The following is a 14,684-nucleotide window of genomic DNA, read 5'->3' as shown; positions in this document are numbered from 1 at the left end:
TATACAGGGGGGCTCTGATGAAGTGCGGGTGGGGGATGGGAAGTGGGGGCGTGCTTCCGGCGAACGCCTGAGGGAACGACAAACGCCAAGCAGCCGTTGCTTCCGCCGGACGATATCCGCCCCCTCAGGCGTTCGTCGGATCTGCGCCCCCACTTCCCATCCCCCACCCCCCTTATTCGGTGGCCAGTTCCAACTGCAATCCGAGATCGGCCAACGGTTCGCGTTCCTGCTCCAGATCGGCCTCGGTCAGCGGATGCTGGTCGAGCCAGTCGGCCGGCATCGACAGGCGCAGGCGCTGACGTGTCGCGGCGACGCGGATGCGTGGCAACGCCTCGGCGCGGCGGGCGCGACGGAACAGTACGCCCAGGCGCAGCAGCGCCGTAATGTGCTTCGCCAGCATGCGGTAACGCACCGGCAGACTTGCCAGCACGGATTTTTCCGGCTTGCGGCGATGGCACTCGACGATGGCGGCCAGCAGTTGCTGTTCCTGCCGCGAGAAGCCGGCGAGGTCCGCATGCCTGAGGATGTAGGCGCCGTGACGCTGATGCTGGCTGTGGGCGATGGCCAGGCCCAGCTCGTGGACCCGGGCGGCCCACGACAGCCATTCGCGGGCGTCGTCGTCCAGTTTCCAGGCCTTCGCCACCTGATCGAAGAATCCGAGCGCGGTGGTTTCCACGCGGCGCGCCTGAGCGCGGTCCACGCCGTAGCGGCTGGCGAGGGCATCGATGCTGGCCGTGCGCGGGTCGGTACCGACCGCGCGACCCATCAGGTCCCACAGGAGGCCTTCGCGCATGGAGCTTTCCGATACGCCCAGCCGTTCGATGCCAAGGGACTCGAACGCGGCTTCGAAGATGGCGACGCCACCGGCGAAGACTTCGGCGCGGTCGTCGGCCAGTCCGGGCAGCTTGAGCGTGGAGGACTGTCCCTGCTCGATGATGGCTTCGCGCACGGCGGCGAGCGAGGCGGGCGTGATGCCGTTGTCGGAAAGTTTCATGGCGCGGACCACGGCGCCGATCGATTTAGCCGTGCCCGACGACCCGTAGGCGTCGGCCCAGCCGGCCTCGCGATATTCCTCGCCGAACTGCTGGAGCAGCACGCCGATTTCGCGGCGCGCTTTTTGCCAGCGCTTGCGCGTGATCTTCCCGCCAGGGAAGAAGCGCATGGTGGAGGCGATGCAGCCGACCTGGACGCTTTCCGTGTGCAGCGGCGCGGTGCCGCGACCGATGATGAATTCGGTGCTGCCGCCGCCGATATCGATCACCAGCCGGTGATCGCGCGAGGCGGGCAGGTCGTGCGCGGCGCCCAGGAAGATCAGGCGTCCCTCTTCGCGACCGGAGACGATTTCGACCGGATGGCCGAGTGCCGCTTCGGCGGCGGACAGGAACGCCTGCGGCGAGGCGAGTCGCCTGACCGTGTTGGTGGCGACCGCACGGACGCGCATGGCGGGGATGCCGGCGATGCGCTGGCCGAAGCGGGCGAGGCTGGCGAGCGCCGCGGCGCGGTGCTCTGCGTCCAGCGTGCCATCGGAGCGCAATCCGACGGCCATGCGCACGGAATCGCGCAGGCGGTCGATGACGCGCGGTTCGCCGTGCTCGAAGCGGGCCACGACCATGTGAAAGCTGTTGGAGCCCAGATCGACGGCGGCGAGCAGTTCGCCTTCATTGATCTGCGATTTGCCGGCATTGCTCAATGGGCCGTCCCGAGACTTCGATTCGGGCGATTCTTGCACGTGCCGAGGGCTTGCAGGCAATAGATCGCGTTCTGTAGGGGCACAGCGGACTCCTACCCGGCGCGGACCCGATCGCGCGACCTCGAAGAGAGGCCCGAAAGCACGAACAACCCCAGCCCCAGCGCGCCATAGACCCAGTAATCCGTCGGCGCCACGCCCCACCAGTGCTTATGCCATGGCACGTCGACAGGATTGAATCGGTCAAGGCCCCAGGCCGGATTCAGCACGAACCAAAGCAGGTCTTCGGTGACCCAGAAGATCATCACGCAGGCGATGGCCCGTACCTCGGCGCGCCACGTCCAGCGGCCCTGGAACACCATAGGGAAGTGGAAGAACAGCGCGATGAACGGGAATACCCAGGCGTGGTAGCCGGTCATGGCGCGACCACCCCACAGCAGGTCCAGCAGCCAGTGGCGTTCGATGCGCCACGTGGGCAGGCTGGTGGCCCAGCCCGCGCCGCCTTCTATCTGGATTTCGACATTGGCGAACATCCAGGCGAGGACCAGGGTGAAGGCAAACGTCGCAATGAGCGTCCACGGTCGTTCGAACCGAAACCTCACGCGGTCGTCGCCAGATCCGCAAGCACGATATTGAGCACATCCTTCGCCGCATCGGGGCGCCCGATGGCGCGGGCGCGTTCGCGCATCGCCTGCAGGTGACCCCGGTTGCGGTTCAGATGGGCGATGCGCCACGCGAGCGCTTCCGCATCGATCCCCTTCAGGGCGGCGCCTTGCTCGAGCAGATAATCCGCGTTGCGTTCTTCCTGCCCGGGGATCGGTGCATTGACGATCATCGGCAGGCCCATCGCCAGGCATTCCGACGTCGTCAGGCCGCCGGGCTTGGTAATGGCCAGATCGCAGCAGGCCATCAACCGCTCGACCTGCCGGCTGAAACCTTGCGGATACAGTCGCCCCGGATGCTGGGCGGCGAGCGTGTGCAGCCGGGCAAGCGCGTCCTCGTTGCGTCCGGCAAGCACGACCAGCTGAAAGTCGCCGTCGACCGCGAGGAGTCTGGCGGCCACGTCGTCCAGACCGCCGACACCCGCACCGCCGCCCATCACCAGATACGCAGGGCGGCCGGGATCGATGCCGTATTCGGCCGCGCAGGCAAGACGATCGGGTGCGGACGAGAAGGCGGGCATGATGGGGATGCCGGTGGTATGCACGTTTTTCCTGTCGATACCGACGGCGTGCATGCGCGCGGCGATTTCGTCGTTGGCCGCGAAGTAACCGCGCATGCGCGGTACGACCCACATGCGGTGCAGGTCGAAATCGGTAACCTGTACCCACACCGGCACGTCGAAGCGATTGCGGCGAATTTCGTGCATCAGCATTTCGGCGGGAAGGAAGTGCGTGCAGACGATGGCGTCGGGACGGAATTCCGCGATCGCCTTGCGCAGCTTGCGCGTGTTCAGCCGCTCCATCGTGCGACGCATGCGCTGCACGAGCGCATCGGGATGCGCGTCGTCCGTGATGCGGTAAAGCATGCCCCACAACTGCGGGTGCTTCGTGATCAGGCGCAGGTAGAAGTCCGAGTACATACGGCGAAAGCTCGACGGGACATAGTCCATCGCGTCGAGGTGCAGGCTGGTGACGTCCACGCCGTTGGCGGCCATCGCCTCGACGGTCGCGTGGAGTGAATCGGCGGCGCGCACGTGACCGGCGCCCGCCGAAACGCTGAGAAGGAGGATTCGACGCGTCATTCTGCACTCATCGGTTGATGCTCATCAGTTGATGTACCTGGCAAGCAACGCTTGCTGGGCGCTGTACGGTTCCTGGCCCTTCCCGGGAATGCGGCGGGTATAGCGCCCGTCGTCTCCCAGCATCCAGGCCTGTGTGTTGTCGCGCAGATAATTTTCCAGCGTTTCTTCGTACACGCGTGTCGCCAGGGCAGGGTCGAGGATGGGTGTGGCGATCTCGATGCGGCGCATCAGGTTGCGTTCCATCCAGTCGGCGCTGGCGCAGTAGATTTCCGGATCGCCGTCGTTGCCAAACCAGTAGATGCGACTGTGCTCGAGGAAACGTCCGATGATCGAGCGCACGCGGATACGCTCCGACACGCCCGGCAGACCCGGTCGCAACGTGCAGGCGCCGCGTACGATGAGTTCGATATCGACACCGGCGTTGGACGCGCGGTAAAGCGCCTCGATCACGTGCGCTTCGTTGAGTGCGTTCAACTTGGCGACGATGCGTGCGGGACGTCCGGCCTTCGCGTGTTCGATTTCCCGCTCGATCTTGCCCATGACGCTGCTGTACAGCGTGAACGGCGAATGCAGCAGACGCTTCAGCTGGATCATCGGTCCCAGCCCCGAAAGCTGCTGGAAGACCTTGTGGATGTCCTCGCCGATTTCCTGGTTCGAGGTCATCAGGCCGATATCGGTATAACCGCGGCTGGTGCCCTGGTGATAATTGCCGGTCGACAGGTGAACGTAGCGACGCAGGCCGTCGCCGTCGCGGCGCACGATCAACAGCATCTTCGCGTGGGTCTTGTAACCCACGACGCCGTATACGACCTGTACGCCCGCTTCCTGCAGACGGTTGGCCAGGCCGATGTTCGCCTCTTCGTCGAAACGCGCGCGCAGTTCGACGACGACGGTTACGTCCTTGCCGTTGCGCGCCGCGTCCACCAGCAGGTCGACCAGCGGCGAGTCCTTGCCCGCACGATAAAGCGTCTGCTTGATCGCGAGTACGTTGGGGTCCTGAGACGCGCGGCGCAGCAGTTCGACGACGGAGGCGAAGGATTCGTAGGGATGATGGAGCAGCACATCGCGCGTGCTGAGCACGTCGAACTCGTTGACCTCTTTCTCGAACACTGGCGACAAGCGCGGCGTGAAACGGGGGAACTTCAGTTCGGGGCGGTCGATCTGGTCGTAGACGATGCCGGCACGAATGATGTTCACCGGGCCATCGCAGCGGTAGATGTCCTGGTCTTCGAGCTGGAAGTTAGCCATCAACATATCGGTGATGGAGCGCGGGCAGTCCGCGCCGACTTCGAGGCGAACGGGGCGCGCATACCCGCGACCGGCCAGTTCCTCGCTGAGCGCGCGGGCGAGGTTTTCGACCTCGGCTTCCTCGACCACCAGCTCGCTGTTGCGCGTGACCCGGAACTGATAAGACGCACAGACATTGAAACCGGGGAACATCTCGACGGCGAAGGCTTGCAGCACTTCGGCGAGAAACACGAAATCGAAGTCCGCACCGGCGACTTCCGCCGGCAGGCGAACCAGGCGCGGCAGCGACCGCGGCGCACGGACCAGCGCCATGTGTCCTTCGCGGCCGAACGCATCGCGGCCCTGCAGGACCACGGCGACGTTGAGCGTCTTGTTAAGAATGCGCGGAAACGGGTGCGCGGGATCGAGGCCCAGCGGCGAGAGCACGGGCATGATCTCGTTCTGGAAATAGCCCTGCAGCCAGCGCCGCTGCTTTTCGGTCCACTGGCTGTGCGTAAGGAAGCGGATGCCTTCGACGGCGAGGGCGGGGCCCAGTTCGTCCTGCCACGTCGTGTAGATGTCGGCGACCAGTTCCAGCGTGCGCTCGCGAATGCGCGCCAGGATTTCCGCCGAGGGCATGCCGTCCGGCCCGGGCGCCGCGGAGCTGAGCGCATGGTGATGCTTCAGCACGGCCACGCGAACCTCGAAGAATTCGTCGAGGTTGTTGCTGACGATGGTGAGGTAACGCAGGCGCTCGAGAACGGGAATCGCGGCGTCGCGGGCTTGCGCCAGTACACGGAAGTTGAATTCCAGCGCCGCCAGTTCCCGGTTCAGATAGAGCTCGGGGGCCCCGAGGTCGACGTACTCGCTCATTCGTTCCACTTCGCCGCGTGACAAACGCCGATGGTGGCGCGTTTGCATCATGCCGGAAAGTGGCAACGCAGCAAGGACGGCGTAGTCACGAATCAGCCATGCAGGTGCAGATCGTGGGCGCGCTCGGGGTCCAGCAGGCGTTCGGTGCCGAAGACGCAGGCGAAAGTGGAGCCCTGGCCGGGTTCGCTGTCGATCTCGAGACGAGCCTGATGCAGGTTGAGTACGTGCTTGACGATGGAAAGACCAAGGCCCGTGCCGCCCGAGTCGCGCGACCGGCTGGAGGACACGCGATAGAAGCGCTCGGTCAGCCGGGCGATATGCGACGCCGGAATGCCGAAGCCGCTGTCCTTGACCGAGAAGGTCGCGCCATGGGCGGTACGCTCCCAGCGAATGTCGATGCGTCCGCCGGTGGGCGTATAGCGAACCGCGTTGCTCACCAGGTTGGAGAAGGCGCTGTGCAGGTCTTTCGGCGAACCGAGGATGTCGGTCGCGATGGAGCCCTCGAGCGCAATCTTGTGGCGCCCCTGACTCAGCGCTTCGGCTTCCTTGCGCAGCGTGGCCAGCAGCGGCGTCATCTGGACCTGCTCTTCGGCGACGTGGTCCTGGGTTTCCAGGCGCGAAAGCGTCAGGAGGTCTTCGACGATCTGCCCCATGCGCTTGGACTGGATGCGCATTTCGTCGATCACCGAAGCCAGTTCCGGGATGTCTTCCGGATCGAGCAGTTCGAGGTAACCGTGAATCACCGTGAGGGGCGTGCGTAGCTCGTGCGAGACATTGGCCACGAAATCGCGGCGAATCTGTTCGAGCCGGGTGAGATGACTGGTGTCTCGGGCCAGTAACAAACGCTGGCGACTGCCGAACGGCAGCAGCGTGACCGAGATATGACGGTTTGGCCGGCCGGGGGCCGTGACATCGTTAAGCGGTTCGCGCGCGCCTTCGGTCAACCAGTCCGCCAGTTCCGAATTGCGCAGCACGTCCAGCAGGTCGCGGCTGCGGTCGGTCGGGCGACGAAGGCCCAGCAGTTCTTCCGCCGCGTGGTTGAACCAGCGCACGTGACGCGCCTGGTCCAGCAGGACCACAGCGTCCGGCAAAGTGCCGGCGGCGCTGCGAAGGTCGCGCAACTGGGAGGCGATACGGCGGGTTCGGGTCATGAGACGGTCATATTGCGGATCGGCCTCGGCGCGGGCCGTGGCCATCATTGGCCGGTTTCGATGACGGATTCGCGACAGCAGTACGACGATTTCGGCCAGCGCGACCACGGTCACACCCGCCAGCGGCGCGTCGACGAACGCACCCGCCACACCCCCGACGACAAGCGCCGCCATAAGAAGGGCGGGCAGTCGCAGGGAGCTGTCGAAACGATAGGACATGGGCATGACCGAAAGGCGGATGGGCCACGGCACCTTACCGTGCCGTGACATCGCCGTCAGCCCGATATTTTCCGAAACTCAGGTGCTTGCGGAAAACCGGTAGCCGGCGCCACGTACCGTCTGCACCATGTCGTCGAGCTTCCACGGCTCGAGCGTCTTGCGCAGGCGACGAATATGGACGTCCACGGTGCGCTCTTCTACGTAGACGCTGCCGCCCCATACATGATCGAGCAACTGGGCGCGCGAGTAGACGCGTTCCGGGTGGGTCATGAAAAAGAACAGCAGCCGGTATTCGGTCGGACCGATGGGGATGGCATCGTCGCCCGCGAATACGCGGTGCGCGGGTCCATCGATGCGCAGACCCCCCAGTTCGACCATGCCCGATCCGTCGTCGCCCTGGCTGCGTCTGAGCACGGCCTTGATGCGGGCGATCAGTTCGCGGGTGGAGAACGGTTTGATGACGTAGTCGTCGACTCCGGCTTCCAGGCCATTGACGCGATCCATCTCCTCGCCGCGGGCGGTGAGCATGATGATGGGGATCTCGCGGCTGAGTTCTTCTTTGCGGAGACGGCGGGCCAGTTCCAGTCCGCTGGTGCCCGGCAGCATCCAGTCGAGCAGGATGAGGTCGGGAACCCGTTCGGAAATGGCGAGCTGGGCGGTGCGGGCGTCGGCGGCGTGTGCCGCGTCCATGCCAGCCTTGCGTAAGGCGAAGGCGACCATGTCGCGTATCGATGCCTCGTCTTCGACGATCAGGATGCGCTTATGCACTCGGGGAGGCTCGTTGGCTGTGACGGTATTATTGCAGCCGGGTTGTGTTACATGGCAATGACAGTTCTCACATTCCTTGCTGGCCGCGACCGTCCGGATTGTCATCGGTCTGTATGCGACGCTTGCGAAGTTCCAGTAAAAGTGGCGTCAGATCGCTGATTCGGGCCTGTATGCGGGATCTTTGGTAGTAATCCAGATCGTCGCGCTTAAGCAGCCGGCGCAGCTGTTCCATGGCGTCGAACGGCCGGCCGGACAGGTAAGCGCTGTCCGCATAGGCCTCGGAGGCGCGGATATTGTCCCCGGCGAGCTCGCTGGCCCGGCCGAAAGTACGGTAAAGCTCGGGGTCATCGCTGTTGTCGAGCATGGGTTTCAGCATCGCGACGGCCTGGCGCGAGGCATCCCTGGCCCCGGTGGCCACCAGCGCCTGGGCGTAACCCAGCGCCACCGCCCGGTTCTGCGGCGAATTCGCGTGCAACTGCTTGTAGATGACCATGGCGTCGGCGCGGCAACCCGCGTCCACCCAGGCATCGGCCATGGCCAGGCGCAGCACGACGCTGTCCGGCTGGGCGTCCACCAGCGGCTGCAACTGGCCGGCGGCCTGCGTGCCGCGGTTGGTGCGGATCAGCGACAGAGCGTAACCGTAGCGGTTGGCGGCGGTGTCGAATTCCTTGTGCTTCAGGTTTTGCTCGTAATACGTGGCGAGCCTCAGCGCGTCCCCCGAGAGCACCCGCGCCCGTTCGCGCATCAGCGCGTAGTTATCGCCCGGGCCGTTGCGCTGCGCGGCTTTGCCGCCGGCCAGGATTTTCGTCGGGTCTTGCACGTAAATGACCGGAGCGGTGCTTTTTTCCCAGGTGGCCTTGTCCAGCGTCGGCTGCCGGGGCCGTTGGGCCAGCTGGGTTTCAAGGACGCGGGCGCGGGCTTTGGCGTCGCTGATACGGTTCATGGTGACCGGATGGGTCTGGAGGAATTCCGGCACGGCGTCCTCGCTGGCACCGGCACCCGTGCGCATCGTGTCCTGCATGCGTTCGAAGAATCCCGCCATGGCTTCCGGATTGAAGCCGGCATTGGCCAGCGTCTGGATACCGACGCGGTCCGCTTCGGTTTCGTCCTTGCGGGTGAAGTTGATCGAGCGCTGCATCAGCAGGCTCTGACCACCCATCAGAACGGCCGGCGCCGCGTCGCCGCTATGCGATCCCGCGCCCGCCGCGATCGCGCCGAGCAGGATCAGGGCCATCAGCGGGCCATTCTTCTTCGAATCCTCGAAGGCGCGATAGAGGTGGTTCTGCGTGATATGGCCGATTTCGTGGGCAATGACGCCCGCCAGCTCGCTTTCGCTGTCGGTAATCGCAATCAGGCCGGAGTTGACGCCGATATAGCCGCCGGGCGCCGCGAACGCGTTGATCTGGTTATCCCGGACGATGAAGAACGAGAATTTGTCCTTCGGCCTGTCGCTGGAGGCGACCAGCCGGAAACCGAGATCGTTGATGTACTGATCGAGCAGCGCGTCGTCCAGGACCATGTCGAGCGCATGCATCTGACGCAGCATGCCCGCGCCGTATTCGTCGGCTTCGCGGGGGCTCAGCAGGGCATTGGCGGAACTGCCGAGGTCGGGCAGGCGGACTTCGTCCTGCGCTCCCGCGGTGACGGGAATGGCGGCGGCTGCCAGGGTGAAAAAGAGGCGTTGGAGAGCGTTGCGCATAGGTCCTTAAACGATACCACTCGTGTCTGCATTCGAGTCCGTTCACGGGCCGTCCGGCGATCCGGCCGCGTCGCCCGGGTCTTGGGCCGCCTTGCCGGCCGGAGGTTCGAGATACGGGCTTGCAATACTGAGCCCGCAACTACATCTTGGCCACCAGTCCCATCTGGAGAAGCCCATGGCTAACCCCGAGATCACCATCTATTCGACCGCTGTCTGCCCGTACTGCGTTGCCGCCAAGAACCTGCTCAAGTCCAAGGGACTGGAGTGGAACGAGGTGCGCATCGACACCGACCCGGCGCAGCGCGACGCGATGCTGACCCGTAGCGGCGGCCGCCGCACCGTGCCGCAGATCTTCGTCAACGACCAGCACGTCGGCGGTTTCGACGATCTGGTGGCTGCGGACCGTAGTGGCAAGCTGGCGGAAATCCTCGAGGTGGCCGGCTGATGAGCGACGACCGCCTCTCGGAGTTCACCGATTTCCGCAAGCGCATGAACGAGCGCATCCTGGCGGAAGACAACCAGGTCGTCCGCCGCTTCTTCGCGCTGGATACCCAGACGTACCGCGAAGGCGCGCTGGATGTGAAGACGAAGGAAATGCTGGGCCTGGTGGCCTCCATGGTCCTGCGCTGCGACGACTGCATCAGCTATCACGTGGCCCAGTGCAAGGAAGCGGGCGTCAATCGCGCCGAATTCTTCGAAGTGTTCAGCGTCGGCCTCGTCGTCGGCGGATCCATCGTGATTCCCCACCTGCGCCGCGCGGTGGACTTTCTCGATTCGCTGGAAGGCGGGCAGGGCGACGCGGCGGTTTGCGCGGATCACGCTTAAGCGCGATGGGGTGCCAGCCCCGGTCTCACCGGGAAAACTTGTGAGTTGAACCCAAGATCGCCGATAATTGGGCGATTTTTCTCGCTCGCGCGCCCCTCCGCGCGCTTCCCCGCGTTCAGCTTCCCAGGAGTTCCCCTATGAGCAAGACCATTGCCGTTATCCCCGGCGACGGCATCGGCCCCGAGATCATGGATGCCACCATCCGTTGCCTCGACGCGCTCGACTGCGGTCTCGTATACGACTATGTCGAAGCCGGCATGGTCGCGCTGGACAAGCTCGGCGACCTCCTGCCCGAAGCCACGGTCGACGCCATCGCGAAGCACAAGGTCGCGCTCAAAGGCCCCCTGACCACGCCGATCGGCGGTGGCTTCACCTCGATCAACGTCACGCTGCGCCGCAAGTTCGACCTGTACGCCAACGTGCGTCCGGCGATCAGCTTCCCGGGCACCAAGGCGCGTTACGAGAATATCGACATCATCACGGTGCGTGAAAACACCGAAGGCGCGTACCTCGCCGAAGGCCAGACGCTGTCCGAGGACGGCCAGGTCGCCCAGTCGATCATCCGCAATACGCGCAAGGGCAGCGAGCGCATCGTCCGCTACGCGTTCGAAATGGCGCGCAGCAAGGGCCGCAAGAAGATCACGGCCGTGCACAAAGCCAACATCATGAAGACGAGCTCGGGCCTGTTCCTGAACGTCGCGCGTGAAGTGGCCAAGGAATACGCGGACATCGAGTTCAACGAGATGATCGTGGACAACACCTGCATGCAGCTGGTGATGAACCCGTACCAGTTCGACGTCATCGTGACGACCAACCTGTTCGGCGACATCCTGTCCGATCTGTGCGCCGGTCTGGTCGGTGGCCTGGGTCTGGCTCCGGGCGCGAACATCGGTGCCGAAGCGGCGATTTTCGAAGCGGTGCACGGTTCGGCTCCCGATATCGCCGGCCAGAAGAAAGCCAACCCCTGCGCACTGCTGCTTGCCGCCGCCGACATGCTCGATCACCTCGACATGGTCGCCAAGGGCACGCGTCTGCGTCACGCCATCCGCGAGACGATCGATGCGCGCGATCGCGTCACGCCGGATCTCGGTGGTAAGGGCACCACGGACACGTTCGCCGATGCACTGGTCGAGCGCATTCGCGCTTCGGCGTAATTGCGCCGGTCAGTTGGATGGAGAGGGCGCTTCGGCGCCCTTTTTTTGTGGATGGGATGAAGAGCGGGGGTGGGGAGTGGGGCCTACGCCCCCACTCCCCACCCCCAACCCCGCTTCACCACGCTTTCCAGGCGACGAAGTTTCTCCGGATTAAGCACGCTGCGAACCGAATGGATGCGCTCGCCGTCGGACTCGATCCACGTCGCCGCGTAAAGCTCGCCGTTCCGCCATGTCAGCAGTACCGGCTCGCCGCGCAGCTCGGCGATGGTCGTGTCCGCACCCGGTGCGAACGCGGCGATGCGTTCGTACATGGCCAGGATGCGCATGGAGCCACGCAAAGGACGCAGCACCGAGCGACGGATGCCGCCGCCATCGCCGATCAGCGTCGCATCGTCCGCCAGCAGGCGTCCCAGCGTTTCTTCCGTCGGATCGGCGATAGCCGCCGCGAACCTTTCCAGCAGGCGGCGCTTGGCATCGTTGTCGATGCTGCGGCCGGCCCGTTCGGTTTGCAGGCGCGTGCGCGCGCGATGAACGCGTTGTCGACATGCTGCTTCCGATCGCCCGATCATCGCGGCGATGGCGGGATAGTCGAGATCGAAAACATCGTGGAGCAGGAACGCGGCACGCTCTTCGGCACCCAGGCGTTCCAGCAGCGCGATGTAGGAGGTCGACAAGGTCTCCGCGCGTTCGAGGCGATCCTCGGGCGAAGCGTCGATGCCATCGTTGGCCGCGACCCAGGGTTCGGCTAGCCAGCGGCCGGGATAGTCCGCGCGTTCGAGTTTCGCGCGGCGCAGGCGATCCAGTGCCAGGCGCGTGGTGGCGGTGACCAGCCATGCCTCGGCGGATTCGACGTTCGCGACATCCTGCGTATGCCAGCGCAGCCATGCTTCCTGCACGATGTCCTCGGCGTCGTCCACGGAGCCGAGCATGCGCCACGCCAGCCGTGTCAGGCGCGCACGCAGCGGATGGAAAAGTTGTTCCGCCGCCGTTCGCGCCATGACGGGCTCAGTGGCCGCGGAAGAACGGGTAGGGCGCGAGGAAGACCAGCCAGATCAACAGCAGGATGCCGATGTATTTGGTGATGCGGAACAGCTTCGGGTAAGCCTTCTTGAATCGTCGGCTACGTTCGCGGCCGCGCTTGTTGACCGCGAACATGCGATTGACGAAACCGACCTGCTCCTTGCCGTCGTCGCTGTTCGGCGAAGCGGTGATCGAGCCCATGAAGGCGCCGACGCGTTTGTTGATCCGCGTCATCAGGCTGCTGCGCAGCGGGCGTTCCACATCGGCGAACAGGATGACGCGGGTCTGGTCGGTAAGATTCTCCGCCCAGTGAACATAGGTTTCGTCGAATACGACGTCCTTGCCATCGCGCCATGCATGCATCTCGCCGTCGACGAAGATGCGGCATTCGTCGGAGTTCGGCGTGATCAGACCGAGGTGATAACGCAGCGAACCGGCGAACGGATCGCGGTGCGGATTGAGCTTGCTGCCCGGCGGCAGCAGCGCGAACATCGCCGCCTTCACGCTGGGGATCGAGTTCAGGAGTTCGACCGTCTTCGGGCACAGCGTCTCGGCCGACGCGAGCGGCTCGCCGTACCACTTCAGGTAGAAGCGCTTCCAGCCCTGTTTGAAGAACGAATTGAAGCTGGCGTCGTTGTGCTTTTCCGCGGCGCGGATGAAACCTTCGTCGAACAGGTGCATGGCCTCTTCGCGGATGGCCTGCCAGTTCTGCTGCAGAAGGTCGAGCTGGGGGAACCCGGCGCGATCGAGGATCGGACGTGCGGGTACCGCCGAGAAGGCGTACATCAGCAGGTTGTACGGTGCGAAGATCGCCGAATGATCGACCAGCTGACGGTCGAAGCGCAGTCGCGAGCGTCCGCGCAGATGGATGACCAGCACGCACAGCGTGAACAGGATCAGCAGGTACAGGGCGATGAATCGCGGCCCGAGGAAATTCATGGCGAAGACTCTTGGATAGCGTGTTTCGGATGGGGCCTAGGATACTCCGGGTCAATGCCCGAGGACGTACAGGTCGCCGCCGCCGGGTTTGTAGCTATTTGCGAAGGTGCGCTGCACATAGGCGATGGCGGCGCGCACGGCGGTGCGGGGCGTCCTGCCCTTCGCCAGCTCCGCGGCGATGGCGGAGGCCAGCGTGCAGCCGCTGCCGTGACCTTCGCGTTTGAGGCGGGGATGGCGGATGGTCATGACGCCGCGCACGTCGTAGAAGCGGTCGACCACTTCCCGGCCGCTGGCGTGTCCTCCTTTGAGGAGGACGGATTTCGCGCCGAGGGCGAGCAGTGCCGCGCCGGCCGCGTCGAAATCGCCGGGCTTGCGGATAGGGATGCCCAGCAGCGCTTCGGCTTCCGGCAGGTTGGGCGTGAGCACATCGGCGAGCGGAATCAGCGCATTCACCATGGCGTCGATCGCGTCGGTGGCCAACAGTCGCGCGCCGCTGGAGGCGATCATCACCGGGTCCACCACCAGCCACGCGGGCTTGCGACGGCGCATTTCCTTCGCCACCAGCCGGGTAACCGCCGCGCTGCCGAGCATGCCGGTCTTCACCGCGCCGATGGGGAAGTCGTCGAACACGGCATCGAGCTGGCTGCGGATGTGCGCCAGCGGGACGGTATGGACGGCTGTGACACCGCGTGTGTTCTGCGACGTGATAGCGGCGATGGCGCTGAGACCGTGCACGCCGCGCGCGTGGAAGGTTTTCAGGTCGGCCTGGATGCCTGCTCCGCCGCCGGAGTCGGAGCCGGCGATGGTGAGTGCGATGGGTTTGGTCATGGGGTGGTAAGGATAGTGGAGGAGCCCGTCGGTTGGGCTGGGGCTTGTTCGGACATGGTCGCGCTGGGTTCCTGCCTGCGCAGGAACGACGAATGATTTTGAGGGGGACGCGGTCAGCGCGTCACCAGCACGTCCGCCGTTCCGTCTCAACCCCCTCGCCGTCGTTCCTGCGCAGGCAGGAACCCAGCGCGATGCAGTGGTAAATACGCGGTGCCGGGTTGTATCAAAGCAGCCCTGGGTAGAAATCGAGCCAATCCGGATTCCCGGCTTCTATCAACCGCAGTTTCCACGCGCGCTTCCATCGCTTAAGCGCCTTCTCGCGAAGGATCGCCGACTCCATGGTCACGTGCGATTCGAACCAGACAAGCGAGTGCACGTTGTAGCTTTTCGAAAAGCCTTCAACAATGCTTTCCTTGTGCTGCCAGACGCGGCGAATCAGATCGCTGGTCACGCCGATATACAGCGTCCCGTTTCGCCCACTCGCAAGCATATAAACAAACGGCTGCCTCTCCATGGCATCTCCAAACGGCGCGGGGCGTCAGCCCCGCGC

14 protein-coding genes are annotated in these 14,684 nt (G+C 64.7%); 3 read left to right on the top strand and 11 right to left on the bottom strand.

Annotation, left to right across the window (positions count from 1 at the left end; translation table 11 throughout):
• Nucleotides 1-172: 172 nt before the first annotated feature.
• The 7 genes from AC3IR3_RS13120 to AC3IR3_RS13090 form a co-directional block, all read right to left on the bottom strand.
• Nucleotides 173-1,690, bottom strand: coding sequence for a Ppx/GppA phosphatase family protein (locus tag AC3IR3_RS13120; protein WP_489192710.1), 1,518 nt, complete (start codon nt 1,688-1,690; stop codon nt 173-175).
• A gap of 92 nt (nt 1,691-1,782) precedes the next feature.
• Nucleotides 1,783-2,289 carry a hypothetical protein gene (locus tag AC3IR3_RS13115; RefSeq protein WP_489192708.1) on the bottom strand — a complete coding sequence of 169 codons (507 nt, stop codon included), beginning with the start codon at nt 2,287-2,289 and terminating at the stop codon, nt 1,783-1,785.
• A complete protein-coding gene (locus tag AC3IR3_RS13110; RefSeq protein ID WP_489192706.1) occupies nt 2,286-3,431 on the bottom strand; it encodes an MGDG synthase family glycosyltransferase in 1,146 nt (381 codons plus the stop codon). The genes AC3IR3_RS13115 and AC3IR3_RS13110 overlap by 4 nt, the downstream gene beginning before the upstream one ends.
• A gap of 24 nt (nt 3,432-3,455) precedes the next feature.
• Nucleotides 3,456-5,531, bottom strand: coding sequence for a polyphosphate kinase 1 (gene ppk1 / locus AC3IR3_RS13105; protein WP_489192704.1), 2,076 nt, complete (start codon nt 5,529-5,531; stop codon nt 3,456-3,458).
• A 92-nt stretch (nt 5,532-5,623) separates the two neighbouring features.
• Nucleotides 5,624-6,907: a phosphate regulon sensor histidine kinase PhoR gene (gene phoR / locus AC3IR3_RS13100; protein ID WP_489196930.1), complete on the bottom strand. Its 1,284-nt coding sequence runs from the start codon at nt 6,905-6,907 to the stop codon at nt 5,624-5,626.
• Between the two features lie 72 nt (nt 6,908-6,979).
• Nucleotides 6,980-7,669 (bottom strand): phosphate regulon transcriptional regulator PhoB, encoded by a 690-nt coding sequence (gene phoB / locus AC3IR3_RS13095; protein WP_132143098.1) that lies wholly within the window; start codon nt 7,667-7,669, stop codon nt 6,980-6,982.
• A gap of 67 nt (nt 7,670-7,736) precedes the next feature.
• Entirely contained in the window at nt 7,737-9,368 is a 1,632-nt protein-coding gene (locus tag AC3IR3_RS13090) for a beta-barrel assembly-enhancing protease (protein WP_489192702.1), read from the bottom strand.
• Between the two features lie 175 nt (nt 9,369-9,543).
• Between AC3IR3_RS13090 and grxC the strand changes: the two genes are divergently transcribed.
• The 3 genes from grxC (at nt 9,544) to AC3IR3_RS13075 (ending at nt 11,347) form a co-directional block, all read left to right on the top strand.
• On the top strand, nt 9,544-9,813 hold the full coding sequence (gene grxC / locus AC3IR3_RS13085) for a glutaredoxin 3 (RefSeq protein ID WP_489192700.1): 270 nt from the start codon (nt 9,544-9,546) through the stop codon (nt 9,811-9,813).
• Nucleotides 9,813-10,193 (top strand): carboxymuconolactone decarboxylase family protein, encoded by a 381-nt coding sequence (locus tag AC3IR3_RS13080; protein WP_132143092.1) that lies wholly within the window; start codon nt 9,813-9,815, stop codon nt 10,191-10,193. Before grxC ends, AC3IR3_RS13080 begins: the two co-directional genes overlap by 1 nt.
• A 137-nt stretch (nt 10,194-10,330) precedes the next feature.
• Nucleotides 10,331-11,347, top strand: a complete 1,017-nt coding sequence (locus tag AC3IR3_RS13075; protein ID WP_489192698.1) for an isocitrate dehydrogenase — start codon at nt 10,331-10,333, stop codon at nt 11,345-11,347.
• Between the two features lie 83 nt (nt 11,348-11,430).
• Here the strand turns inward: AC3IR3_RS13075 and AC3IR3_RS13070 are convergent, their stop codons facing one another.
• The 4 genes from AC3IR3_RS13070 to AC3IR3_RS13055 all read right to left on the bottom strand — a co-directional run bounded on the left by AC3IR3_RS13070 (nt 11,431) and on the right by AC3IR3_RS13055 (nt 14,648).
• On the bottom strand, nt 11,431-12,345 hold the full coding sequence (locus AC3IR3_RS13070; RefSeq protein ID WP_489192696.1) for a sigma-70 family RNA polymerase sigma factor: 915 nt from the start codon (nt 12,343-12,345) through the stop codon (nt 11,431-11,433).
• Nucleotides 12,346-12,352: 7 nt separating this feature from the next.
• A complete protein-coding gene (locus tag AC3IR3_RS13065) occupies nt 12,353-13,306 on the bottom strand; it encodes an aspartyl/asparaginyl beta-hydroxylase domain-containing protein (protein ID WP_132143086.1) in 954 nt (317 codons plus the stop codon).
• Between the two features lie 51 nt (nt 13,307-13,357).
• Entirely contained in the window at nt 13,358-14,134 is a 777-nt protein-coding gene (thiD, locus tag AC3IR3_RS13060; RefSeq protein WP_489192694.1) for a bifunctional hydroxymethylpyrimidine kinase/phosphomethylpyrimidine kinase, read from the bottom strand.
• A 223-nt stretch (nt 14,135-14,357) separates the two neighbouring features.
• Complete coding sequence (locus tag AC3IR3_RS13055; RefSeq protein ID WP_489192692.1) at nt 14,358-14,648, bottom strand: GIY-YIG nuclease family protein; 291 nt, start codon at nt 14,646-14,648, stop codon at nt 14,358-14,360.
• Nucleotides 14,649-14,684 lie beyond the last annotated feature (36 nt).

This window comes from Luteibacter sp. GL_149, from assembly GCF_057834065.1.
Note: the sequence above shows the minus strand (reverse complement) of the source record. Positions and strands in the feature narration are given on the sequence as shown.